The following is a 24,582-nucleotide window of genomic DNA, read 5'->3' on the forward strand; positions in this document are numbered from 1 at the left end:
GGTAGCGGTTTGGGTACTGGCGGTACCACCGATACAACGGGTACTGGCGGGACAACAGGCACTGGTACCAATGGTACAGGCAGTACTGGCATTGATACAACAACAGGTACTGGCGGGACAACGGGCACTGGCACCAGTGGTACAACGGGAACTGGCACCAACGGTACAGATACCACTACAGGAACTACCACTACAAATACAGATACAACAACTACAAACACAACTCAAGGAACTAGTGAAGTGAGAGGCGATCGCGGTTTCGATTGGGGTTGGCTCGGCTTGCTTGGTCTTATTGGTCTTACAGGTCTTATTCCCAAGCGGTCTCAACCTCACGCATATCGCGACCCTAATGAGGTAACTCGTTCTGGTTCCACCAGATCCTAGGTAAGAAGAAGATCTCTACCCCCCCTTAATCCTCCCGATGGATTGAGGGGAAATCTAATTTTCAGTTCCCTGCTCTTTTCAAAGGCAAAGTTAGAGTGGGTTAAAATTGATACTAGAACTTTCAATGTTGGCAGACATTGCTCTACAAGAACCCGTTTTCAATAAATTAAAACTCCTCTTTGGCGGCTACAGTCAAATCCTTGAGTTGTTTCAAAATGAACTTCTTTAAAGATTGTACGTTTAAAAGAAGCATCTGTTAGATTGGTCTTTGTGAGGTTAGCTTTAATAAATATCGCTCCTTCAAGAGAAGCTCCTGTGAAATCTGCTTTTGTCAAATTAACTTCTTTAAAAATAACTCCCCGTAAGTGTGCGTTTTGAAAGCAAACTCCCATAAGATTAGTTTTGTCAAAGATAATTGTTTTAAAATGTGCGTTTTTCCAAGAAGCACCCTCAAGGTTGGTTTTCCAGAAGCTAGTTCTTTTAACGAGAGATTTCATCAGGTTAGCTCTTTGAAGCTTGGCTTGATTGAGGTTAGTTTGATTGAAGTAGACGTTTAATAAATCTGCTTCCTGAAGGTCAGCCTGCCAAAGGGTTGTTTCCTGAAATATAGCTTGAGTTAGGTTTGCCCTTCTCAAAATTGCTCGTATAAGATTTGATTTCCAGAAAATTGCTGCCTGCAAGGAAGCAGCTGTTAAGTTCGCGTGAGTCAGTCTGGCTTTTTGAAGGTCGGCTGCATCAAGGTAAGCACCGATTAAATTTGCTTGGCTGAAATCGGTTTGGAAGAGAACTGCTTCTGAAAGAACAGCTTGGCTCAAGCACGCTCGACTTAAAGATGCTGCCTCAAGGGTTGCTCGCGTCAAATTGGCTTGATTGAGATTTGCTTGACTGAGATTCGCTCGATTGAGATTTGCTCGAGATAGATTAGTCCCTTGGAAATAAGCTCCACTGAGATTTTCTCCCGCTAGCTCTGCATCACTGAGGTCTATTTGTACTTGACAACTTTCTTTCTTGTGATAATTCCAAACGTATACTCCTTGCTTTAACAGTGCAAGATGCTGCTGGTTTGCCATCTCGTCATCATAGATTTAAAATACTGGTAAATTGCACGTAGTTAATTATTTATAAGATTATATAACAATTCCTATTTAATTTTTGAATACATATAGATCGAGCATTGACCATATGAGGTTTTTGTGAGACACAGACATACCTACTAAATTATTTAGAAAATTTTAAGCTTTAATTATTGAGTCGTCGCTCATCAGTGTTATAATGAATTGATTTTCTAGTTTTCAATCAAAACAGCTTTCAATATTGAACGTGAAAGAAAATTTAGCCATACTTAATTATTGATTTTTTAGCTGTTCAGTCTATTATGTTCACCGATTTCGCTTATCCAAATAAATTTCTATCTCTGAGTGGTTTGCAAGTACTTGTGGTAGATGATGACAGTGATACCCGTACATTAATCGGGTTGATTCTAAATGAGTTTTCAGCACGGGTTAGGACAGTGACATCGGCTCGTGATGCTTTAGAAGTGCTAGGACAATGGCAGGTAGATGTTTTAATTAGTGATATTGCAATGCCCAGAGAGAATGGTTGTTCGCTGATTCGCTGTATCAGAATGCATGAAGATAAACGAGTTAGCCAGATTCCTGCTATTGCCATAACAGCCTGGATGGCGGAAGATGGACGCGCAATAGCTTTCGAGTCTGGGTTTGATATGTACGTAGAAAAACCTATTGACCCCGAAGAGCTAGCGGCTGCTATTGCCGAGCTTGTTGGAAGAGAATGAGTGCAGATTTTTGTTCAACTAAAAATGGAATGAAGCTTTGTCAAACACAACAATATCATATTTAACAGTTTATTAGTATTTTGTATATTTCTTAATATTGGTAAGAGCCCTCGCTTTCTGGTGTATGAAAACGAGGGTTTAAGGACTTTTCTGTAAATATTTATAGTTTGTACTATTAGCTTGGAAATTCGTATTCAGGATCACAAACAGATGTAATACTAATCTACTTCTTAGGTAGGAAATGGAATAGAAGTGGTAGCAGTTAAATTAATTTATTACTTCTCAGGAAATGAATTCCATCCTACTGCTTGGAGATGAAAATCAGGAAGCTAAACCTTTTTGAGGCTCCTACCTTGTCAGTTTTTTCTACTTTTTCTGTATAGATGGGTTTTCGTTTCATCCTGAAAGAGTGTTTCTTCAAATGCAAGTCTGCTAGTTCTACCGAACTAGCAACTCGGTGTCTTTGTTTAGGCAGGACTTGAGTAAAATTCATGGCAGTAAAGTATCCTAAATTTAACCAGGATCTCGCACAAGACCCGACGACGCGTCGGATCTGGTATGCGATGGCTATGGGAAATGATTTTGAAAGCCATGACGGTATGACAGAAGAAAATCTTTACCAAAGGATTTTTGCAACTCACTTCGGTCATGTGGCGATCATTTTCCTGTGGGCATCAAGTCTGCTGTTCCACGTAGCTTGGCAAGGTAACTTTGAACAGTGGATTAAAGATCCTCTTCATATTCGTCCTATCGCTCACGCGATTTGGGACCCTCACTTTGGGAAACCAGCAATAGAAGCTTTTACCCAAGGTGGTGCTAGCAATCCCGTTAACATTGCGTACTCAGGTGTGTATCACTGGTGGTACACCATCGGTATGCGGACGAACAATGACCTGTACCAAGGCTCTGTGTTCCTCTTACTGTTAGCGGCACTTTTCTTGTTCGCTGGTTGGTTGCACTTGCAACCCAAGTATCGTCCTAGCTTGTCTTGGTTCAAGAGTGCAGAACCCCGTCTGAACCACCACCTAGCAGGTTTGTTTGGTGTGAGTTCTTTAGCTTGGGCCGGTCACTTGATTCACGTCGCTATACCTGAATCTCGCGGACAACATGTCGGGTGGGATAACTTCCTCACGACTCCACCTCACCCAGCAGGTTTGGCTCCTTTCTGGAGAGGTGACTGGGGCGCTTATGCTCTTAATCCAGATTCGCCCAACCATATATTTGGGACAGCACAAGGTGCGGGAAGTGCAATTCTGACGTTTTTGGGTGGTTTTCATCCACAGACTGAATCCCTGTGGCTGACGGATATGGCGCATCACCACTTGGCGATCGCTGTCATTTTCATCATTGCCGGTCACCAATACCGGACTAACTTCGGGATAGGTCACAGCATCAAAGAGATGCTCAACGCCAGAAACTTCTTTGGCATCCGCACGGAAGGACAGTTTAACCTACCTCACCAAGGTCTATACGACACCTACAACAACTCCCTACACTTCCAGTTGTCCATACACTTGGCGGCGTTAGGTACTGCTCTTTCCTTGGTGGCTCAGCATATGTACTCCATGCCGCCCTATGCCTTTATAGCAAAGGACTACACAACGCAAGCGGCTTTGTACACTCACCACCAATATATTGCTGGTTTCTTGATGGTTGGTGCTTTTGCCCACGCTGGAATTTTCTGGGTGCGCGACTACGACCCAGAACAAAACAAGGGCAACGTACTCGATCGGGTCATCAAGCACAAAGAAGCGATTATTTCTCACCTAAGTTGGGTATCCCTGTTCTTGGGTTTTCACACTCTAGGTTTGTACGTCCATAATGATGTAGTGGTGGCTTTTGGAACTCCTGAAAAGCAAATTCTCATTGAACCAGTTTTTGCTCAATTCATCCAAGCTTCTCACGGTAAAGTCCTTTATGGATTAAATACTCTGCTGTCTAACTCAGATAGCGCTGCTTCATTGGCTGGTGCTCCTTATTTACCGGGTTGGTTAGATGCTATCAACAATGGCACTAACTCTTTGTTCCTAACCATTGGTCCTGGAGATTTCTTAGTTCACCACGCGATCGCACTAGGTCTGCACACAACTGTTCTAATTTGTGTGAAGGGTGCCTTAGATGCCCGTGGTACCAAGTTAATGCCCGACAAAAAAGATTTTGGTTTTACCTTCCCCTGTGATGGTCCAGGTCGTGGTGGTACTTGCCAAACTTCTTCTTGGGAACAAACTTTCTTTCTTGCTATATTCTGGATGCTTAACTTGTTAGGATGGACTACCTTCTACTGGCATTGGAAGCATCTCGGTATTTGGCAAGGCAACGTAGCTCAGTTCAACGAGTCTTCTACATACCTCATGGGCTGGCTGCGCGATTACCTCTGGGCAAACTCCGCTCAGTTGATCAACGGATACAATCCTTATGGCATGAACAACCTCTCTGTCTGGGCTTGGATGTTCCTCTTCGGACACCTAGTTTGGGCGACTGGCTTCATGTTCCTGATTAGCTGGCGTGGGTACTGGCAAGAGTTAATCGAAACTCTAGTTTGGGCACACGAGCGGACTCCTTTAGCGAATTTAGTTCGCTGGAAAGATAAGCCTGTTGCTTTGTCTATCGTTCAAGGTTGGTTGACAGGTCTAGTTCACTTCACAGTTGGCTACATCCTGACCTACGCCGCCTTCCTCATTGCCTCAACCGCAGGGAAATTCGGTTGAAATTTTTAAAAATTTAAAATTCTCTGATCTTTAGCAAGCCTCCCTTTCTATGCTGTTACGCTAGAAAGGGATTTTTGTATGCTAAAAGCATTTTTTCTATTAGAGTTGTCAATTCTACAAGCTTATTCAAATCGAGCGGCTATTACTGCGTACTATTTCATCTAGCAAAGAAATCTATAACTACAAAGCAAAACAAAAAAAGCCTCCGGTGCTATAGAGGCTTTTGATGAATCAGCTGCTTTTTAAAAGTAGTAAACGTACATATTTTTATTCTGGCTTTAAGTCGTTAATAGACCCACAGTCAAAAGAAATAAAGATTCTTAAGTAGTGCTATATACAGAGCAACTTTATCTCATTTCAAAGGAACATCCCAATGAATGCACATTGCCCTCAGAATAGAATTCTGGGGCTATACAATTTACAGCGCTTTGCATCTGAATGAGGTACACCCTTTCATCCCCCCTTACCAAGCTACAGTGGTGTACGAAGTTTTACATAGTGCATTCATTGCGGTTTCGATCCCCCCTAACCCCCCTTAAAAAAGGGGGGAACTTCTTTTCATCTCTTTTCTAGAAATCTGTACACCATCGTAACCTTACCAGGGGGGAGACAGAGGGGGGTAATTTTTGTACCTTACCAAGTTGAAATCCGCTGTAAGTCCGCCTGCGCGGACTTCATATACCTGCACCTACTGATTTGAAATTGAGTAACTCAAAGTGTATCTAAATTTATCAACTTCTCCTTGTTTAGGATAAAATGTATGCTTTGTTTTTGTTTCGTCTGAGTCTTGTAATATATCTAGTACACCAAGTAATCTTTTATTAGTATAGTCTTCTTCAAAGAGTTTAATTGTAATTCTATAGTTGTAGGAAAATTCTGTGTTTTCAAATATCCAATTGTCATTTTTTTTCATACTTTTGGTAAATTTCTTGAAGAGATTTATTTGATTATCTACATAAACTTCTAAAAGACAGTCATCAGTCGCTTTAACTAAACCAACTGCAGCATCTACTGTCTGTGATAGAGCCTTATCAAAAAGACTAATTCCAGTTGTATTAGTAATCGTAGCAGTAACTTCCTCACATTTCAAAGATTTCAGAGTAAATTTTTTAGGTTGATTTTCAAAAGAAAACAAGTTTCTATCTATTTGTTGTCCATTTTCGTTAAATACCAAAACTTCAACTTTATCAGTGGAAATATTTACCCTCGTAAAATTATTTTCAGTAATGACCTGACTGGGTGTAACGACTTGTTCTTTATAAGAACCTAACAAATTCTCAGAATGCGGTATTTTTTCATCATAACCAAAATTGCTTGGTTTTCTACCACCTACGCTTTCTACAATGGCACTAACAGCGTTTTTTATAGCGCCATCAATAATCCAATCAAGTGGTGATGTAGAATCCGTATGGAAGAAATGAGGCTCGTATAATGGAGATGAAATAACCTGAATAACCTTTGTTCCATTAATCTCTTTGCCTTCTAAAATAGAAGTCATGGAACAATGAAAATCTCCAGAAAGAAAAATGACTTTTGTTAGTTTTTCTTGAGCAATTTTATTAAGAATTTTATTTCTGTCATTGTAGTATTTGTGTCCATATCTGTATAGTTCTCGTTTGTTTTCAGGGAATAAAGGAGTCGAAGAAACTATACATTTTACTCGATCTTTACGCTCGCTTAACCATTGCATCAATGCATCTTCTTGTTGTTGAGATATAATTTTATCCTCAATTGGGTTGCATTCTGTACGAAGATCCATGACAAAAAAATCAGCACATCCATCTTGATAGGAATACCAGAATGTATTACTTATATCATTATCGCCAGTTGGATGGGTTTGATTTTTATTAGTAGGATTATGCATATCTTGATAGATTTGATAAGCTTTTATTGCATTAATTTTATGAGTCCTTTGGCCTTGGGTTTCAGGAGAAACATCTTTATCGGGAAACTCATTTTTAAACTCATGGTCGTCCATAATCATGAAAGTTGGTATTCGAGCCATCAAGTTTTTAATATTCTCTTGAGAGAAAGCAAGTCTATATAACCTGTAATAATCATCTTTTTCAACAGTAGGAAAAATCCATGTTGATAGATAATCTGCATAAATTTGGTCTCCACAAAGAATTACTTGAGTTAACGGATTTTCTTTGTGCTGATTAAAGATCTGTTTGTATATTGCATCTGCTTCTGTTTTATACCAAATAATATGCCCCTCATCTATAGTAAGTCCCTTGGGGAGAATCTTATTGGATATACTAACTACAGGATTTTGTAGCATCCAACGACACGAACCTAAACCGATTGAACATCCAGAGTTGGAATTTAAAGACAAAGTTTTTATTTCAAACTCATCTAGCAGATGCCACTCAAAAGAATTCCAAGCCACGACATTATTATTATTAGATGTTACGACACCAGTAGTCTTCAGAAAAGTATCGTCTTCAGAATTCGGTGCAACCCCAACCCATCCAAATTGATAAGTATATTTTGTATCTGGTTCTAAATCAATAATTTCTATACCACATGACCAATCTAAAGATTCCTCCATTTTTTTTACGTGATATTGGTAAGTAGAGTTCTGTACCTTAACTTTTATACGTATAACCCCGTAAATATTTGTGTTTCCGTCCTTTCCTTGCTCGCCTTTGCCAAACACAAAAGCCTTAATTTTATTATTATTTTCTTTCATTCCAATAATTGCTCCAACGTGCAAAGGTTGTACTGTGGCGACCATATTTTTTTCCTTTTTACAAAAGCTTAATTTTCAAATCAAGAATATAGCTAGAAATACGCAAAAATTGAACTTTTATATAAAAATTTAAGGTTTTTTGTATCAATTTGTTATACCTCGGACTTACGCATTGACAGAACCCGTCGGATATGGCTAAACATTTTTAGCGCTTCAACGCTTGATTTTTAACAAATGAGAACTAATATCAACTACCGTAGGGGCTCAAAGCCTTGCACCCCTACAAGTCTGAAACGACGATTATATTGATATATACGATTGTAAACTTGCACTTAATATACTTTTGCAAACACTTAAGGCAAATGCATTAGAATTTTCTGTATTCATTTTTTTGTATTCTTCGTCACTTCTCAAATTAAATTTTGTTCTTCCTTAAGGAGAATTAGAATTAGCTATATGGCAGAGGTTAAGATATTCAAGATATTTTTGAATATAAATATAGCAGTCATAAATGATTTACAAACACTTCTTCCTTGTCTTCCTTGTTTAGATCTCAAATAGGATTGCTATAGATGAGTTATGACTCGACAAGACGTTGAGGCGATCGCTTCGCTGTTACCTTCGGCAGAACGCGCATCTACAAAAACTTAAACCACGAGCATAACTTCTATTCTAGGATTGCGTCGCCTGTAAGTGAATAACATAAAGTTGGGTGAAACCAAGCTTTGTGAGTGACTTATTCACATTTATGAAAAATTTTGAACTATGAAAAAAGCTATTTTCCTGATATTACCTATGGTTTTAATGGTGTTTCCCAATGGGAAAGTGCAAGCCCAACGAGTAGATTCTTCTAGAGAAACTGCGTACTTGGCATTAGTTAAGGGCGATACTCCTAACAATTGTAGCTTTATATCTGCCGACTACTTAGAACGGGTGTCAGACATTGTTGAAGATTTGTTGTTTGTCCGCCCTGATGATTCCCCAGAATGGGTCAGATATAAAGTGCGCTTCACTCCCGATCGCGATTATGCCCGTAATACCTTGGAATGGACTGCGCTTGCAGGAGGAAATTATACTAAAGCTTTTGTAAATTTCCGCAACAACAGCGTCCAATCCCGCACCTTCACAATGGCTGTTAATTACAACCAACCTAATGAAAGACGGTGTCAGTGGGAGGTAAGAGACACACAACAGGGAATTCAATCAAATTCTTCAACTTCATCTCTAAATCAGTGAAAAAGTTTTATATCTTTTTAAAGGTAATTGTTTTGCACAGTCAAGGAGAAATGAAAAATGAGCGACGCATCAATGCCCAACCAAGCAACTGAGCCAGACCAAAATATTGCTTCATCTCAGCAGGCGCAACAGCAAGCACCTCCAAATGCAGGTGGAAGTGCTCTGTTAGATGCAAATATAGCAGCAGGAGTCAGCACAAACCCACAAGGAGAAGTGCTCGCCGATCCAATTGCAACAAATTTCTCATCTGCAACTAGAACAGGTAATGCCAAAACCGCCGACGTTTCAACTGTTGCAGGACCTTATTCAGGCGATCTCGAGCAGTCAGAAAAAGGCTCAGTTCATCTTCAAAATAATCCCGATCTTCCCGATACTAACGTTCCAGGAAGACTACCCGATACTGACCAAATCGGTCTTCCAATCGATCCTGAGACCAATCTTCGAGACTAAACAATCACTTCCAATAAAACGAATATGAACATAGATGAATTTTCCAAACAATATGCAGTAGGTAAAAGAAATTTTAGCGGCTTGGATTTATCCGAAGCTAGCCTAAGCCATGCAGATCTTTCTCAGATAGATTTATCGCACACTAATTTAAGCAGAGCCTTTTTAGCAGGAACAAATTTAAGTAGGGCAAATTTGAGGAAAACAAACCTGCACGGTGCAGACCTCTGTCATGCAGACCTTAGTGAAGTGGATCTTACAGATGCTGATTTAGGAGCTGCTTGCTTGTTCAAAGCAAACTTAACTGGAGCAAAACTTGATGGCACAAATTTGTAATGGGCAGCTTTGGCGCAGGTCATACCATCAAACATTGACCTAAGTAATGCCATTATCAGTGAAACGATCCTACCTAGCGGTTACTCATCGGATGAAGATGATGAACTGAGGCGTGCAATTTCAAGAGATTCGTTTTATAAGTGGCTTCAAACAGCAGCAATATATGAATAAATCGCAGTCAAGCAAAACTACAGGCTTATCATAGCTCGTTATCCTCATACCTATACAAAGGTAGTTGAAAATTTATCCTAACCCAAACACTTAGCGTAAAAATTAACTATCTGAACTTTCTATTAGTCCTTTACTTTTTACAGATGTACCTCACTAAATTTACAATTCCCCCTTAAATTAGGGGGAATTTTTTTATCAATTTGATCTTGCAATTGATGAGTCGAGCGCTGTAGACGGGTTTTTAATTTTAACAAGCTTGTTACAAAATTTAGCTCAATTTTGGATCTTGAGCTTGTTCGGTATCCTCGGCTGTTTGTAGTTCTTCAGTTGTTTCGTCATCCGATAGCGGAAAAGGGCTGAGAGGATTAGTTGTGGAATCGCCTAAAGTAACGTGTACCCCTGGTTCTGGTGCTTGAGTTAGGTCTGGTACATCTTCAGACATATCCAAGTCGGTCATGCTAATGCTAGAAGAGTCTGAAGTTGCTGTAAACTGCTCTTCGATAGGATGTAACGAGTCTTTTGGTGTCATAAACTTACTTTTCTTTACAGAGATTACACAGAATCTGTAAAGACTCGTTATAACGAGTCTTTACGCATTATGGATTAACCATTTTGCGATACACTTATACCCTTTACCTTAGCTGGAATAATAAAGCCATAGTAGAAAGTGGCTAGTGCGGCTAAGGCATTGAACCAAACATTATTACCAAACAGTGGCATCAAACCGAACGTTGTTTTAGCGAAGGGTAACAATCCCATAATGGCGATTGCGGTATAAGCAACTGCAAAACTAACATTGAATAAACGTGCGCTGCTGGCGCTGAAATAGGAAGCAATTCCTAACAATCCAACAGAACAGCGTACAAGGTTATGCAAGAAATTAGTAGGGAACAAGCCAAATATATAGCCAAATCCCTTAGCATAAGGGCTTTCAGTTGCACCAAGTGGAACGTAAGATACATCTGTTTCAGGTATTGAAACCAAACCAGGTATAAACCCAGCTATACCTAAAACCAAAAACAGAATTCCAACTGCCAGAGCGCAATAACGCTCTGTCAACTTTCCTGCCGTAACGTTTTCCATGTTTTATGACTCCAAGTTTTGTAGAAAACCAATATTAGTTCTCTGACTTCGCACATCATGCTAAAAAAATTAGAATTCTTTTTACCTCTAACTAACGAGAGTGATAAATTACCAGTTGCTATATCTAAATGAAGGTGTTACTGTGAAGGTAAAATGTAATTGTGAATACAATACTTATTTACCTATCTCATGTCTCAACATACTTCTATTGATAGGGTACAAATCATTTATTGATAGTAAATAATTAGGTTAGTTATACCACCAAATACAGCGTTTTTTGGAATTCATGCAGTACATATTTAAGACTGCTAACCCTGAGATACAAAGATTGAGGTGTACTTCAATTGCTGGGTCATGCTATATTTTTTATAACTAAAATTTTGTACCATCATTAAATCATAGGAAAATATAGCTTGCAGAATTGAATTGGAAGTTTTTTAAATAACGATTAATTGCTAGTTATACTACTTTGATAACAAGTTATTCTCATATTATTTTGCATTACTGTATAGCAGTCCTAACTGAGTTACAAACACCTCTTCCTTGTCTCCCTTATCCCCCTTGTTCGGATCTCAAATAGGATTGTTATAGCCAGTTAATTTTATTGAAATTATAGATGTCCTCTGACCTTTTTCTCCCTCTAATGTTGCAATCTAGGGGTGTGGTCAAAAGTCGTTGGTAATTGAGCGATCGCTTAATATCTGTGAGATACATATAATGATAATCGTCCAAAGGGTAGGTTAACCTAGCTCACCTTGTTAACTTTGCTCCACTCCTCTTAAGTCTGCGTGAATCAAGTGTGCTCCTATCAGGTGTGCCCCAACCAAATTTGCATTAGTCAAGCACACATGAACCATGTTTACGTTGCTAAAGTCCCGTTCTCCTAATGCGTATCGTCTCAAAAGTTCCTGAGTATCCATATCTTTTGTTTCCTTAAATTTCGTTAAAAGATTTTGTCAATAAGTTTAGTAATGGTCTGTCACATCAGCTTGCTGATGTTTTATGCAGGCGTATACTTTTGAAGAAGGTAGCAAGAGATGGAGGCAGATGGCAGGTATGCTCAAGAATATGTGGATTCAAACTCCAACAAGAGTGTGAACACCGCATTGCTGACATAAACTGACATGGAAAACCTCTTGAATTATTTGGCAATTATCTGGACACGGTACTGAAGTATTCGCTTAGCCAACGGTATTCAGTCTGATAATCGGTTGCTGTGGCTCCAACAACTTAGGTTTGTTGAACAAAGCTTTAGACCGGGTAATTATTTGCTGCAGTTCTAGGCTTTGGATGGTGTTTTTCTTCCGCATAAAATTTACCTCTACTGTAATGGTTAATAAACTGGCATTTCTTGGTAACAGTGACTACAACGCCAGTAAATTCCTCCCAAGCCCATATGACGAAGCAAAGTATATGAGCAGCAAGGACAAATAGACCTACCGAGGGCAGGTTGCTTGATATATGTGCCCATATTTTCCTGACTGCTTCCAGTTATAGAACGAGATAGGTCTTTAAAAGACTTATTTAATAAGTGCATATTTTACTTAATTATTGTTAAAACTGAACTGAATATTCATTCTTGTTACAAAGAATTTATATTTGCATTTATGGTGATTTTTGTTTTGAAATTTTCCAACTTCCGATTTTTATCCCTAAAGCTTTTTAGCATTTAGCTATGTCTTTTTTCCTTAATGAATTTGAGTTTCACTCTAAACCTATAAAACGAGCTTTCGTTAGATAAGATAACTATAGGAATGACAGCAAAATTAATAGAAATGGCACGGGAGCGTAGAACTTGCTTACCCAAGCATGGCAATTGTCCAATTCAACCTCATAAGATGATTACCTAAATAAACTTACATACAACACCTCTCGAACCTAATAGGGTGTAGAGATTTAGATCCGGGAAGGCGTCTATGGCAATGTGTCTATGGCGTAGTCACGTAGCCGAAAGTATTTCTCTTTAGTTTTATCATAGCATGGAATATTTAATTACGCTTGTAAAATTGAGCAACTAACCAATTCTACCGATGAACTTTTGCCAAATTTAGGCACTTGGTTTATTGATATCTGTTGTGGAAAACAGTTTCAAGATATAGTATGGCGGTAATAGCAAACTCATTCTCAATAAAATTAATTATTGAGAAATACCCTGGCTACGATGCCCATTAAGCCCTTGATTTTGATGTAGATATCAATTACGTATCTCCTAGCCCTTTAAAGCTGGCATAGTGCATTCTAGGTGAAGTTAGCTGAAAGCCGTGAAAATCTCTACCCATGTTGTACACCCATCTGTACAATAATCATACCTAAATTTATACAGATGGAATTCCACAACATAAAATAAGCGCTAGCTTTAAATTTGGCTATCTTATAGTTAAATTGTATTTTCCCTATTTGTGATTTCTTATTTGTAATTTGGGAAAATACGAGAATTGTGAAGTATAATTTAAATAGAGAAACAGCGACGTTTCTGATATTAGGTTTTAACGTTGCGAATACTTTTTACAGCGTTGACAGTGGCTACTTTATCAACATCTGTTGGAAAGGTATCCACCGTTTATGATTTGTCTAGAAAAAGATGCCACTATCTTTAGTGAGCCGCGACAGTTTTAGATCAACTTGATTTCATTGTTTTTAAAGGAATCTGTTAATGAGCCTTATTATAAAGTCGATTGTGAACGCGGACACTGAAGCTCGCTATCTCAACCCTGGAGAATTAGACCGGATTAAGAGCTTTGCCAAAAGTGGTGAGGTTCGTATGCGGCTTGTTCAGGTTTTAACAGAAAACCGGGATCGCATTGTTAAGCAAACTGGAAACCAGCTGTTTCAAAAGCGCCCTGACATTGTCTCTCCTGGCGGTAACGCCTACGGTCAAGAAATGACTGCGACTTGCCTGCGGGACATGGATTACTACCTGCGCTTAATTACCTACAGTATCGTGGCTGGTGAGAACACGCCGATTCAAGAGATTGGGGTCATTGGTGTTCGAGAAATGTATAGGTCTCTTGGCACTCCGATTGAGGCTGTTGCTGAAGGCATCCGTGCGATGAAGAATGTTACCACCTCAATTTTATCATCAGAAGACGCAAGCCTTGTTGGCGGTTACTTTGACTACCTAATCGCTGCCATGCAGTAGGGCTGTCGTCAACATGGGAGTTGACCGTTAGTCGGCTCAGAAGACGAATCTACATCTTAGGGGTAGAAGTTGTAGCGCCTGTTTTATGAAAAACTTAAGCTTGAGAAGCTAAAACCTATTCTCTGGAGTTCTCCATGTCAAACTTCTCTCCCCTCGAATCCGCCGTCTTGATCACCATCATTGGGGAAACGGTGCTGAAAGACCGTATTGTCAAGCTACTGAAAAGTCATAGTGTAAGCGGCTACACTATTAGTCAAGTACAGGGTGAGGGCGGACACGGAAGACGCTTGTCAGACTTAGCAGGCTACAACACTAATATTGAAATCAAAACCATTGTTTCATTAGAAGTATCTGATGCTATCCTTGGCGCACTGAAAGAGGAGCAGGGTAAGCATGCCTTGATCGCTTTCCGACACAATATAGAAGCTTTCTATTAATTAACCTTTCTGAACCGAGCAGTTTTGACCAATCTGTTGCTTGAGCAAGTGCCAAGAAAAAAGGCAGCTATGCTGGAGGCACGCAAGCAATTGTTGAGAACCTTTTAATTTTCAGAGGTTTGATCTGGTGTAACCGTTCACCAGTAATCGAAGCTTAACGTAAGGCTAAGGAGATCCCTCTTCTAAGGGACTTCCAAATTAAAAAATCTCCAAGTTTTTCTTGTGGAATGGGCATTCCTGCCCGTCCTATAAACTGGGCGGGCAGGGATGCCCACCCCACATTCCGGGGTAATTTATTTCTTGGAAGTCCCTAAGCAACTACAGCCTTTGTTTCTACCTCTATCTTGCTCGCTGACTCTGCCAGAAACTGCGCTACCTGTTCATTAATCTCCCTTTTGACAATTTGGCGATACTCCACGAAATGCTCGATTTGGGCACAAACTGCGAGATAGCTACTTAAGCCGCCCGAATTGTAGCGATACATATTCCAAAGATTGCGCCAGAACTGCCAACGGGTTTTGCGAAAGACACCTTGCCGCCAGCATATGGTCAACAAGGCACGAATCGTTACCCAATTAATCGGTTTCTTCGCACCTTTACCTTTCTTAGGATAAGTCGCCTCGCCCAGAATTCGGTAGTGGCGATAAGCACGATCGAGGAACTTCGCCGGGTCGTATAATTGCCAAAATGCCTCTACATACTCGTGGGCAATCTCCTCTAAGGGACGGGTCGGTACGTAATTCATCAACGTGGTTTGGTTGATGTTAGCTGACTTACTACGGAGTCGTCCTTCCTCTTCTAACCGATGCCAGAGGGCTGTATCAGGTAATGCTTGCAACATACTGAACAGCGCTGTGGGAATTGATGTTTGTTCTACAAATTGCACAATTCTCGCGCCTGCGCCCGCCTTCTCGCCATCAAAGCCAATGATGAATCCTGCCATCACCCGCAAGCCCGCTTTTGCGATCTTATTCACTGCCTCACTCAAGGAGTCCCTTGTGTTTTGATGTTTTTGGGTCAGCGTTAAACTGGCTTCATCCGGTGTTTCAATGCCTAAAAAGACGGCTCCAAAATTGCATTGCACCATCCAATCCATTAAGTCTTGGTCGTTTGCCAAATCGACCGAGGCTTCTGTGGCAAAGGAAAAAGGATACTGGTGTTTCACCATCCAGGGTTTTAGTTCTTTAAGGAACAGTTTGACGTTGCGTTTATTGCCAATGAAATTGTCATCCACCATGAAAATGCTGCGTCGCCAACCCAGCTCGTAGAGGCGATCTAGTTCTTTAAGCAGTTGTTCCGGAGCTTTTGTGCGCGGCTTACGACCGTAGAGCACAATAATATCGCAAAACTCGCACTGGAAGGGACATCCTCGCGAAAACTGTACCGACATTTCTGCATAGGCATCGAATTCCAACAGGTCAAACCGGGGAATGGGCGTATTGGTAACATCTGGTCTTTCGCCATTTGCACGGAAGGTTCCCGATCGCTCGCCCCGTGCGATCGCTTCGATAAACAGCGGCAAGGTTATCTCTCCTTCATCCAAAATCATATAGTCTGCCCCTACATCCATCACTTCCTGCGGTAATGCAGTTGCGTAGGGTCCACCTACTGCTACCCGTTTTCCTCTGCGTTTCGCCTCCTGGATCTGCTCTAATAAATCTTCCTTTTGCACGATCATGGCGGACAGAATCACCAAATCTGCCCAATCCCATTCTACTTGGGTAACTTCGCGGACATTGCGATCGACTAGCTTAAATTCCCAATCCTGCGGCAAAATAGCGGCAACCGTCACTAACCCAAGCGGCGGCAACATCGCTTTGCGATTAAGCAATGCCAAGGTCTTTTCAAACGACCAAAAGCTTTTGGGAAACAGGGGATACAGGAGCAAAATATTCATCAAAAACCTCCAATAAACTGTATCCCTCGCTAAGACTGAATGGTGTATTCAACATACCACTCGCTGGAGAGTAAGATACACACTGATTAACTTAGATTACTAGAATCTAGTGTTTTTAAATACAGGTATAAACTGTACTGTAATTATACACTTTCACAAAGCGTCTATGTCTAAGAATTGCCCCTAAATTTGCTAATAAACAGATGCTTGCCAAACCCAACAAAATGAATGTAGGAGCCATAACTACACCAATCATGAACCAAGCTAGTACATGCAGTATCATGAGTAGAGCAAAGATACTGGCAATTCCAGCAGCTTGCCAGACCTGAACAGTCGGACGATGCAATAGTCTAAAAATTATTGTCAATGACGTAGCCAGCAGATTGGCTGGAATTAGAAAGGCACAAATGCCAATACAGTAAGTGCTGGAAAATCCAGTTAACGTGTGAAAGTCGAGCATTAGTTTCCTGGCTAAATTGCCAGATTTTAATATGGATATTTGACCTGAGAATCTTGTAGAGGCAGGAAGCTAGAGTAGCTAGCTATGCACTTAGATATGTCCCAAACTGGCATTTCTTGATAACATTCAAATACTTGTGATATAATTTTTATCGTTTTAGCTAAAAAACATCTTTACCTTTGTAAAAGTTCCAAAAATTGTGTTGCAACTAAATATGGGGTCTTCTCTATAAATCTTCAATCCATGTTGCACCCAAGCTTCAGCGAATAGTATTGCTAATAATTGAGCTTGATAAAAACAAAAAAAAACCCGTGTTTCAGGGGTTCAAAGGGTTATGCTGCTGCAAATGAGTTGCTCGCTACCTAAATAGCCCCTTTCTAATAGAATATTTACCAACTCTACTCCTCTAGACCCACCCAGATACTGCCTACCCCAAACCTGTTCTACTGGCTAAAGCCCATTTTAAGTAGTTCCTGGGGAGATGCCAGCACGTCAATTGCCACAAAGAAAATTTTGCCTTGCGGATTGAGCAAGAACCGCCATGCTAGATTTATGCCAACACTGTCACCAAACCAGGGAGTTTGCACTTTACCCGTCACTTGAATCTGGGTGAATTCTCCTTGTGTTGGTTCAGATACCCCTCGCTCTGGTATGAGCTTGAGTCCGTAGCATTCTTCGCGCATATAGGCGAGGATGTTCTCCTGACCCACAATCGGTTCTTGGAAAGGGGGTTGCAGGGCACCATCTTCAGCAAATAAAGCTACAGCCCCTTGGAAGTCAAAGGCGTTCATATTCTCCATATAGTTTAGGACTATCAAGTTGTTGATGCTCTCAATGCTGACCTTAGCTCTGGGTGCGATATCTTTAGGAGGAACCACAGGTTCTTTGACTTTTTGGGTGTTAACCGTTGGGGCATACCCCATATTGACAACAATATTTTGTAATACGGTGAGTTGTTGACCCCCTTCAAGTTGACGGATAGCTTGGAGGACATCAGATGCCTGTGGAGACAGTTCATAACTTTCTGGAATGGGAGCAACGATTCCTTGTTTCATCCACTCACCTAACTGATACCAGAAGCCCAACTTGATATTTGTGCCGAAAGATGAATATGTACGGCAGATGAGAGTATCACTATGGTTAACTAGATCGCACATAACTTGCGTTTGCTCTCTAGCAGGCATCTGCTTGATTTGAGTCAGGGTTTTTTCTGCGAAGACCATATTGGCTGCTCCCATAGCAGCAGGAGTAATTGTAACTCCCATCTCGGTATAGGCAAACCAAAGTAAAGCCAACTGATCCTCTGCACTGAGCTGATTGAATGATTCAATCGTAGCTGAAATTGCATGCTTCACTTGAGTTTCAGGAAAAATGGAGCGTGCAGACTCGATAGTAAAAGACATTTTTCAAAATCTCCAGAACGAAATTACATTAATTGATAGTGTTTCAAAAATGGTGATGCTCACTTGAAACTGATGTTTCTAACTGCTGTTCAAGACTTAAATCACCATGTCTAGGAACATGACCTAAAATCCGTTGCGCGATCGCATATGAGGACTGTTGGCAAATAGCTAAATAGGCAAGCACAGCCACGAACTCATCAATATCTAGGGGTTTGGTAAACCATAGGTCAAACCCACCAGACAAAGCCCTGTTCATTGTCGCCTGAAACTTTCTTCGCTTTAGTTGCAAAACGCTGTCCTAAATAACGTAACTGTTCAGGGGGTAGAAGTGCGAGCGGAAAAAAGTTAGCTTTAATTGGGACAGCAGTAACGTACTACATACAGTAGATATCATTTAACCATAGCCCGATTTTTTTGTTGTTTTCACCATCCCAAGAGGGAGAAGTAATTGAGAGTGAGCAAAATCTCTAACCTAACTATATTGTTAAGAAATTATGTACAGAACACTACATAACTTCTACTTAGTCATATTGGCGTTTTTGCAAGCATTGTCACAAAAAATTAGCTGAAATATTAAGTCTTAAAATTTAGCCACAGTTATACAAAAATTTATATAAATTCATTCTTTCAGTAGATGTTGAAGGAAATAGAAAATAATTAATGTTTTGAAGAATTAACTTATGAACAACTCATAATTCTTGACTTACACGATAAGACAAATTTATTATATTGCATAATGATTTGATTGAAATGTATAAAAGGTTTCTATAAAACCTCGTTAGTTTGGTCATAAGACCTCTTTCGTAAATGCTGGATTTGGATTTGAATGGTCGATTTTTGCGTCGCATAATCCGACTTTTGTAAAAAGTTTTACGCATCCGCTTGTACCACAATCGACCAAAACTGCACTTAGAATCTTAAAAAGAAGGAGCGTATGAAAACACTGTTGCTCTACCCCCAATTTCCCCAGTCCTTTTGGTCTTACGATCGCGCGATGGAAATGGCAGGACTCAAAGCAGCCATTCCGCCCTTGGGAATTATTACTGTTGCAGCACTCCTAAGAGAAGATTGGGAAATCAGATTTTATGACCGCAATGTCAGCCTAGAGACAGAGGCAGATTGGGAGTGGTGTGACCTGGTTATTCTCTCTGCTATGCTGGTGCAGAAACCGGATTTCCACGCCCTAATTCAAAAAGCAGTGCGGTTAGGCAAGAAGGTGGCAGTAGGTGGACCCTACCCCACGTCTGTGCCGCAAGATGCTCTTGACTCTGGAGCGCATTACCTCATCCTGGATGAAGGAGAGATGACAGTTCCGCAGTTCCTCGAAGCGATCGCTCTTGGGCATACCCAAGGGATCTTCCGCTCCACCCAGAAACCAGATGTCACGACTAGCCCCATGCCCCGCTTTGACCTGCTTGAGCGCGATGCATACTTCATGATGGCGATTCAGTTTTCTCGCGGTTGTCCCTTCAATTGTGAATTTTGTGACATCATTTCCCTCTACGGTCGCAAACCGCGCACTAAAGAACCTCTTCAAACCTTAGCAGAGTTGCAAACCCTCTATGACTTAGGCTGGCGGGGGTCACTCTTCATTGTCGATGACAACTTTATTGGGAATCAGCGCAATGTCAAACGCCTCTTACGAGAATTGATTCCTTGGATGAAACAACACAACTATCCTTTCACCTTCATGACCGAAGCCTCTGTGAATTTAGCAGAAGATGATGAACTGCTAGAGCTGATGGTAGAAGCAGGATTCTATGCTGTCTTTCTCGGCATTGAAACTCCCGACCAAGACAGTCTCGTTGTGACGCGCAAAATGCAAAATACACGTAACCCGCTAGTAGAAGCCTGCCGCAAGATCAACGTTGCGGGACTGCTAATTTATGCAGGGTTTATCCTCGGCTTTGATGGAGAACGCTCCGGTGCGGGTGAACGGATTCAAGCCTTTGTTGAACAAACTAGTATTCCTCAACCGATGCTAGGTATCCTTCAAGCCTTGCCCAACACTGCCCTCTGGAACCGACTCCAAACAGAACAGCGTTTAATTGAGGGCGTCGGCGTCACGGCTACGGGAGACCAGAATACCCTCATGAATTTTGTTCCCAGCCGCCCCATTGCCGAAATTGCTAGAGAGTATGTTGAAGGCTTCTGGACATTGTACGAACCCGCGAACTATCTGAGGCGATGTTTTCAGCAGTGCCTCAATATTGTTCCTCCGGCAAGGCGAACACAAACCATGCAACTACCCTTGGGTAAGGAGTTGCGGCTTATTGCCCAGTTAGTCTGGCATCAGGGCTTACGACGACCTGACATTCGAGGGCAGTTTTGGCGACAACTATGGACGCTTCTGCTGAGAAAGCCCCAAGTTCTTAATATGTATTTGGCGCTATGTATTGCGGGAGAGCATTTTTGGGAGTACCGAATTTTAGCCAGAGAACGGATGACTCAACAGCTAGGCTACGATCCACTATCCGTCTCTGTACTAAGAGAGCTTGAACCTGTCAGGAACAGTAGGTGTTGAGGACAGCAAAACATGGGTGTGGTCAAAAGTCGTTGGTAATTGAGCGATCGCTTAATATCTGTGAGATACATATAATGATAATCGTCTTAGGTGGGATGGGGAGGTGGAGCAACGCTCCACCTCCCCATCCTCATGACAAGCTAAATTTCGGCTCCTTGTATTTCTAAGGGGAAATGAAGGACTGGTGGGGCTTCTGGAAAACTTTTTGGGAAAGCTAACACGAGTTCGTCATGCACCAACAGCAATGCAGTAAAATTTTGACTTCACAAACTCCCGAAATATGAGAGTGTTTTAAGAAGATGTGAACTCAAATGAAATTTAGTGATGAGATGCGTTCCATTTGGATTAAATATATCCTTGATTCTATTGATAACGGTTATGTTAAAAAAGTGATTAGTCGCCTCAAGCGATGGCAAGGAGAAGGACAAAAAAGTGTGTCAAATTTATCTAAGTATTTGTTCCGCTTTCAGGATGCTGTTCACTATAACAAATATCGGTCAATGGGTTTACCAATTGGATCGGGAGAAGTAGAAAGTGCCCATCGTTATATTCCACAAAAACGCTTAAAAATTCCTGGTGCGACTTGGCATCCTAATACGATTAATCCAATGCTTGCTTTACGAGTGATTCGGGCTAATCATTGGTGGGCAGATTTTTGGAAACAAATAGTACCCGAAACAAAAATTTATGAAAATATTGCCTTTGCTTGAATACTTTTTCAGTCTTCTATAATTTATTCTCATAGTCATTTAACTTCATACCGAGGTTAATATCACCCCAATGCTGAGAATCTTTAAGAGATAGCTATCCTGTCAAAATAATACTAAATATTTTTAGCCGCCCTATTAAATAAAAATTTAGTTAACAAGGTGAGCTAGGTTAACCTACCCTTTGGACGATTATCATTATATGTATCTCACAGATATTAAGCGATCGCTCAACTACCAACGACTTTTGACCACACCCGCAATCTAGAGGGGAATTTTTTTGTCAAACATAGAAACTGTACAAATAAAACTTACCTGCAGGGGCTGAAGTAGAAGTAAAATGAAAATTTGTAAATTTTTATAAAATTTAGTGATTCTTCTTTACTGAGAGCGATAATTCTAATAGCTATTTAAAATCCCTCTCAATAAAAGTGCGAATACTGTAATATTTATGCCAACAGCAGGGTTCTTGCCTGTTAAATGCTGTATCAAGACAATTGTCTATCTGTAAGCACGGTAAAGGTCGTTTATAGCCAATAAGCAATAACTCAGATGTCTTCACAACTAGAGCAAGGTGATTTTGAGGCATTACTAGACTATTTGAGGCAAAAACACAATTTTGATTGCGCCAGTTATAAGAGTAGCGGCTTAAGCCGTCGAATTTGCTCTCGGATGCGGCAAATATCTATCACCTCCTTCGGAGATTACAAAGATTATTTAGAAGAGCATCCAGAAGAAGTTACTCATGTTTTCAATACCCTAGAGGTTAGTGTGACTGGTTTCTTTAGGGATAAAGCAGATTGGGATTATCTCAGCAGCGCGATTGTTCCTGAAATCATTGCAAGTAAGTTATCGAACGAACGTATCCGAGTGTGGAGTGCAGGATGTGCTTTTGGACAAGAAACTTATACTTTAGCAATGATTTTATCTGAAAGTGTTGGGTTAGAACAGTTTCGCAAACGGGTTAGAATTTATGGCACAGATATAAGTGAAAAGGCACTGAATCACGCTATCCAAGGCAGTTATCTCAGTTATGAAGTCAAAAATATTCCCCAGTCTCTGTTGAATCGGTATTTTGAATTTGCCAATAACTATTATGTTTTCCGCCATGACTTACGTGGCTCCATTATTTTTCAAAATCACAATGCAATCCATGACACTCCAATACCTCGGATTGATTTATTAGTATGCCGGAATATGTTGATTTATTTTAGTCAAGAAGCACAGACTAGAACTTTAGCACGCTTTTACTTTAGCCTCAAGGATAGCGGTTTCCTCTTTCTTGGTAATACTGAGATAGTACCCAATTTAGACCTCTTCACAATCGTAAATCTTAAGCACCGCATTTTTGCTAAGGTACCGCAGGCTCATTTCAGTCCTCAGCTATTAGTTCAAGCATTTAAGCGAATTTAACGTCATTTTAGGTTAAATAAATATATAAATAATTTTGCAGGACTACTTAATTCTTACTTCTACCACAACTATTTATTGTGGGTTTCCTCTCAAAGATTGTTGCCTGCTTTTTTCCTGCCTTCTAGAGTTAAACCTACCTTGACTGGCTGCAAACAGAGCTTGTGCTTGGGCAAAGTTAGCTTGAGATTGAATAAATTTTTTATGATTGTCAGCGCTCATCATTAGGTTCTCTGCCTTTAACTCTGCTAAATCAGACTTTTCCTCTGCTAGTTGTTCGGCAGTCCAAGTATTATTTTTTTCAAAAAGAGTTTGGGGAGTGACTGTACGCGATACTGTTTCCGTGTCGGGTTCTACGGGTTCTAACTCAATTAACTCCTTCTCAATCTCTGGCTCAATGGTTTCCTCGCGATCGCCTACAGTCTCAATACCTAAAGCTTTCTGGACTGCTTCTAAAACCTCAAGATATTTTTGAATTGCCAGGTATGGTGTAACGGGCTCGGAGTTCGGGTCTATCATAGTACATCCAAACATAAGTTACAGGCTCTTATATATATTGACAAATTTTTTGACTAATTTGACATTTTTTTTTGCTTAACAAATCTTTGAATTCAGCTATCAAAATCTATAGTTGCTCTAAGTCTTCGTTATGAACTGGATACACCGGGACGAATAAGAAAACTTTTTTTATCTTCTACCCTCTACCTTTCTTTTGATACTTTACGAAGCAAGGGACCGCTTGGAACAAACTCAAACTTCACTTGTCCGGATTGTGGCGGTAGTTTGTTCCAACTACAAGAACGAAATTTTCTCCAGTTCCGCTGTCGCGTAGGTCATGCTTGGTCAGCAGATAGTTTACACGCAAAGCAGGTTCAAGTCCAAGAAGAGGCATTATGGCCAGCAATTCGCTCTTTAGAAGAGCGAGCCGAGCTGATGTTTAAGTTAGCGGCTGATGCAAGATCTAACAAGCGCACTCGGTCAGCAAAGCTTTTTGAAGTACAGGCATTAGAAGCCCAACAACGCTCCGATATCATTCGACAAGCACTTTTCATGGGGCAATTGCCTGCTAAGACAACTGTTGCGATCGCTGACAAGGTATCTAATAAGGAGACAGAACAAGAAGCAGCGACTGACAAAGTGGTGTTACTAGCAGCAGGTGACGGTGGAATAAAGGCATTAAGCCAGATTTTAGTTGGTTTACCATCAAACTTTTCTGCAGCTATCATCGTAGTGCAACATATAGACACTCAGTCCGAATCCAGCTTGATGGCAGAGGCTATAAGTCGCTCCTCCACTTTGCCAATGAAGCTTGCACTCGAAGGAGAGCGATTACAATCGGGGATGGTTTACATTGCTCCTCCAAACCAACATTTGCTGGTGACTTTAAATGGCACCATTTGTCTCTCTGAAGCAGCACTCGTGGATTTTGTACGCCCCTCTGCTGACCTGCTGTTTCAATCAGCAGCAGCAAGTTTCAAACAAAAAGCGATCGCAGTTGTCCTTAGTGGTAGAGGTAAAGATGGTACTTTAGGGGTACGGGCAATTCATCAGATGGGCGGTAAAGTCATTGCCGCCGATGAGAGTAGTAGTGACTTTTTTGAGATGCCCGGTGCTGCTATTGCCACCGGGACTGTCAATTTCGTCCTTCCAGTGAACGAAATTGCTTCTACCCTACTCAACTTAGTGATGGCAGAAGCAACAGAATGAGACTGATGTGAGATTTAACTTACCTTCCCCCTTGTCCCCCTTATCC

Annotated in this window: 24 protein-coding genes; 12 read left to right on the plus strand and 12 right to left on the minus strand. The window is 40.8% G+C overall.

The genetic code is table 11. From position 1 onward, the window contains the following. Positions 1–384: WGxxGxxG-CTERM domain-containing protein (locus AB0756_RS31740; protein WP_408104034.1), on the plus strand; the 384-nt coding region annotated here is incomplete at its 5' end. Between the two features lie 158 nt (positions 385–542). Here AB0756_RS31740 and AB0756_RS31745 read toward each other — a convergent pair. Beyond that, positions 543–1,454 carry a pentapeptide repeat-containing protein gene (locus AB0756_RS31745; protein ID WP_050045842.1) on the minus strand — a complete coding sequence of 304 codons (912 nt, stop codon included), beginning with the start codon at positions 1,452–1,454 and terminating at the stop codon, positions 543–545. A gap of 305 nt (positions 1,455–1,759) precedes the next feature. Here AB0756_RS31745 and AB0756_RS31750 point away from each other — a divergent pair, with 305 nt between their 5' ends. Further along, positions 1,760–2,179 carry a response regulator gene (locus AB0756_RS31750; protein ID WP_038082891.1) on the plus strand — a complete coding sequence of 140 codons (420 nt, stop codon included), beginning with the start codon at positions 1,760–1,762 and terminating at the stop codon, positions 2,177–2,179. Positions 2,180–2,480: 301 nt separating this feature from the next. On the opposite strand, the gene AB0756_RS31755 is transcribed toward AB0756_RS31750, so the two are convergent. Further along, a complete protein-coding gene (locus tag AB0756_RS31755; RefSeq protein WP_167844696.1) occupies positions 2,481–2,672 on the minus strand; it encodes a hypothetical protein in 192 nt (63 codons plus the stop codon). On the opposite strand from AB0756_RS31755, the gene psaB reads away from it, so the two are divergent. Further along, the gene (psaB, locus tag AB0756_RS31760) at positions 2,671–4,887 is read left to right on the plus strand and encodes a photosystem I core protein PsaB (RefSeq protein WP_038082893.1); all 2,217 of its coding nucleotides are present in this window, start codon (positions 2,671–2,673) and stop codon (positions 4,885–4,887) included. The two genes, AB0756_RS31755 and psaB, sit on opposite strands and share 2 nt — an antisense overlap. A 688-nt stretch (positions 4,888–5,575) precedes the next feature. On the opposite strand, the gene AB0756_RS31765 is transcribed toward psaB, so the two are convergent. Next, complete coding sequence (locus AB0756_RS31765) at positions 5,576–7,624, minus strand: alkaline phosphatase D family protein (protein WP_038082895.1); 2,049 nt, start codon at positions 7,622–7,624, stop codon at positions 5,576–5,578. 720 nt (positions 7,625–8,344) lie between these two features. Between AB0756_RS31765 and AB0756_RS31770 the strand changes: the two genes are divergently transcribed. The 3 genes from AB0756_RS31770 to AB0756_RS31780 are packed head-to-tail and all read left to right on the plus strand — an operon-like array spanning position 8,345 to position 9,598. Beyond that, the gene (locus tag AB0756_RS31770) at positions 8,345–8,815 is read left to right on the plus strand and encodes a hypothetical protein (protein ID WP_038082897.1); all 471 of its coding nucleotides are present in this window, start codon (positions 8,345–8,347) and stop codon (positions 8,813–8,815) included. Between the two features lie 57 nt (positions 8,816–8,872). Beyond that, a complete protein-coding gene (locus tag AB0756_RS31775) occupies positions 8,873–9,265 on the plus strand; it encodes a hypothetical protein (protein ID WP_038082899.1) in 393 nt (130 codons plus the stop codon). Positions 9,266–9,289: 24 nt separating this feature from the next. Continuing rightward, complete coding sequence (locus AB0756_RS31780; protein WP_050045845.1) at positions 9,290–9,598, plus strand: pentapeptide repeat-containing protein; 309 nt, start codon at positions 9,290–9,292, stop codon at positions 9,596–9,598. Between the two features lie 439 nt (positions 9,599–10,037). On the opposite strand, the gene AB0756_RS31785 is transcribed toward AB0756_RS31780, so the two are convergent. The 4 genes from AB0756_RS31785 to AB0756_RS31800 form a co-directional block, all read right to left on the minus strand. Then, the gene (locus tag AB0756_RS31785; RefSeq protein ID WP_237265888.1) at positions 10,038–10,298 is read right to left on the minus strand and encodes a hypothetical protein; all 261 of its coding nucleotides are present in this window, start codon (positions 10,296–10,298) and stop codon (positions 10,038–10,040) included. Between the two features lie 74 nt (positions 10,299–10,372). Then, positions 10,373–10,852 (minus strand): DUF4383 domain-containing protein, encoded by a 480-nt coding sequence (locus tag AB0756_RS31790; protein ID WP_038082900.1) that lies wholly within the window; start codon positions 10,850–10,852, stop codon positions 10,373–10,375. Between the two features lie 758 nt (positions 10,853–11,610). Beyond that, positions 11,611–11,772 carry a pentapeptide repeat-containing protein gene (locus tag AB0756_RS31795; protein WP_082051713.1) on the minus strand — a complete coding sequence of 54 codons (162 nt, stop codon included), beginning with the start codon at positions 11,770–11,772 and terminating at the stop codon, positions 11,611–11,613. A 261-nt stretch (positions 11,773–12,033) separates the two neighbouring features. Next, complete coding sequence (locus AB0756_RS31800) at positions 12,034–12,162, minus strand: hypothetical protein (protein ID WP_272899745.1); 129 nt, start codon at positions 12,160–12,162, stop codon at positions 12,034–12,036. A gap of 1,343 nt (positions 12,163–13,505) precedes the next feature. Between AB0756_RS31800 and AB0756_RS31805 the strand changes: the two genes are divergently transcribed. Beyond that, positions 13,506–13,991 (plus strand): globin family protein, encoded by a 486-nt coding sequence (locus AB0756_RS31805; protein ID WP_038082902.1) that lies wholly within the window; start codon positions 13,506–13,508, stop codon positions 13,989–13,991. A 134-nt stretch (positions 13,992–14,125) separates the two neighbouring features. Beyond that, complete coding sequence (locus tag AB0756_RS31810; protein WP_038082905.1) at positions 14,126–14,428, plus strand: P-II family nitrogen regulator; 303 nt, start codon at positions 14,126–14,128, stop codon at positions 14,426–14,428. A 310-nt stretch (positions 14,429–14,738) separates the two neighbouring features. Here the strand turns inward: AB0756_RS31810 and AB0756_RS31815 are convergent, their stop codons facing one another. The 4 genes from AB0756_RS31815 to AB0756_RS31830 all read right to left on the minus strand — a co-directional run bounded on the left by AB0756_RS31815 (position 14,739) and on the right by AB0756_RS31830 (position 18,444). After that, positions 14,739–16,325 (minus strand): B12-binding domain-containing radical SAM protein, encoded by a 1,587-nt coding sequence (locus tag AB0756_RS31815; RefSeq protein ID WP_038082907.1) that lies wholly within the window; start codon positions 16,323–16,325, stop codon positions 14,739–14,741. 115 nt (positions 16,326–16,440) lie between these two features. Continuing rightward, positions 16,441–16,785 (minus strand): hypothetical protein, encoded by a 345-nt coding sequence (locus AB0756_RS31820; RefSeq protein WP_050045846.1) that lies wholly within the window; start codon positions 16,783–16,785, stop codon positions 16,441–16,443. A 443-nt stretch (positions 16,786–17,228) separates the two neighbouring features. Next, entirely contained in the window at positions 17,229–18,188 is a 960-nt protein-coding gene (locus tag AB0756_RS31825) for an orange carotenoid-binding protein (protein WP_038082909.1), read from the minus strand. 43 nt (positions 18,189–18,231) lie between these two features. Beyond that, positions 18,232–18,444, minus strand: a complete 213-nt coding sequence (locus AB0756_RS31830; RefSeq protein WP_237265889.1) for a response regulator — start codon at positions 18,442–18,444, stop codon at positions 18,232–18,234. 678 nt (positions 18,445–19,122) lie between these two features. Here AB0756_RS31830 and AB0756_RS31835 point away from each other — a divergent pair. From AB0756_RS31835 to AB0756_RS31845, 3 genes are all read left to right on the plus strand, one after another. Continuing rightward, a complete protein-coding gene (locus AB0756_RS31835) occupies positions 19,123–20,712 on the plus strand; it encodes a B12-binding domain-containing radical SAM protein (protein WP_038082911.1) in 1,590 nt (529 codons plus the stop codon). 311 nt (positions 20,713–21,023) lie between these two features. Beyond that, complete coding sequence (locus AB0756_RS31840; protein WP_038082913.1) at positions 21,024–21,422, plus strand: hypothetical protein; 399 nt, start codon at positions 21,024–21,026, stop codon at positions 21,420–21,422. A gap of 549 nt (positions 21,423–21,971) precedes the next feature. Further along, positions 21,972–22,832, plus strand: a complete 861-nt coding sequence (locus AB0756_RS31845) for a CheR family methyltransferase (protein ID WP_050045847.1) — start codon at positions 21,972–21,974, stop codon at positions 22,830–22,832. Between the two features lie 72 nt (positions 22,833–22,904). On the opposite strand, the gene AB0756_RS31850 is transcribed toward AB0756_RS31845, so the two are convergent. Then, positions 22,905–23,348, minus strand: coding sequence for a hypothetical protein (locus AB0756_RS31850; RefSeq protein WP_050045848.1), 444 nt, complete (start codon positions 23,346–23,348; stop codon positions 22,905–22,907). Positions 23,349–23,612: 264 nt separating this feature from the next. Here AB0756_RS31850 and AB0756_RS31855 point away from each other — a divergent pair, with 264 nt between their 5' ends. Continuing rightward, positions 23,613–24,536 (plus strand): chemotaxis protein CheB, encoded by a 924-nt coding sequence (locus AB0756_RS31855; RefSeq protein ID WP_237265890.1) that lies wholly within the window; start codon positions 23,613–23,615, stop codon positions 24,534–24,536. Positions 24,537–24,582 lie beyond the last annotated feature (46 nt).

The sequence above is a fragment of the Tolypothrix campylonemoides VB511288_2 genome (genome assembly GCF_045999855.1).
GTDB classification, from domain to species: domain Bacteria; phylum Cyanobacteriota; class Cyanobacteriia; order Cyanobacteriales; family Nostocaceae; genus Scytonema; species Scytonema bouteillei_A.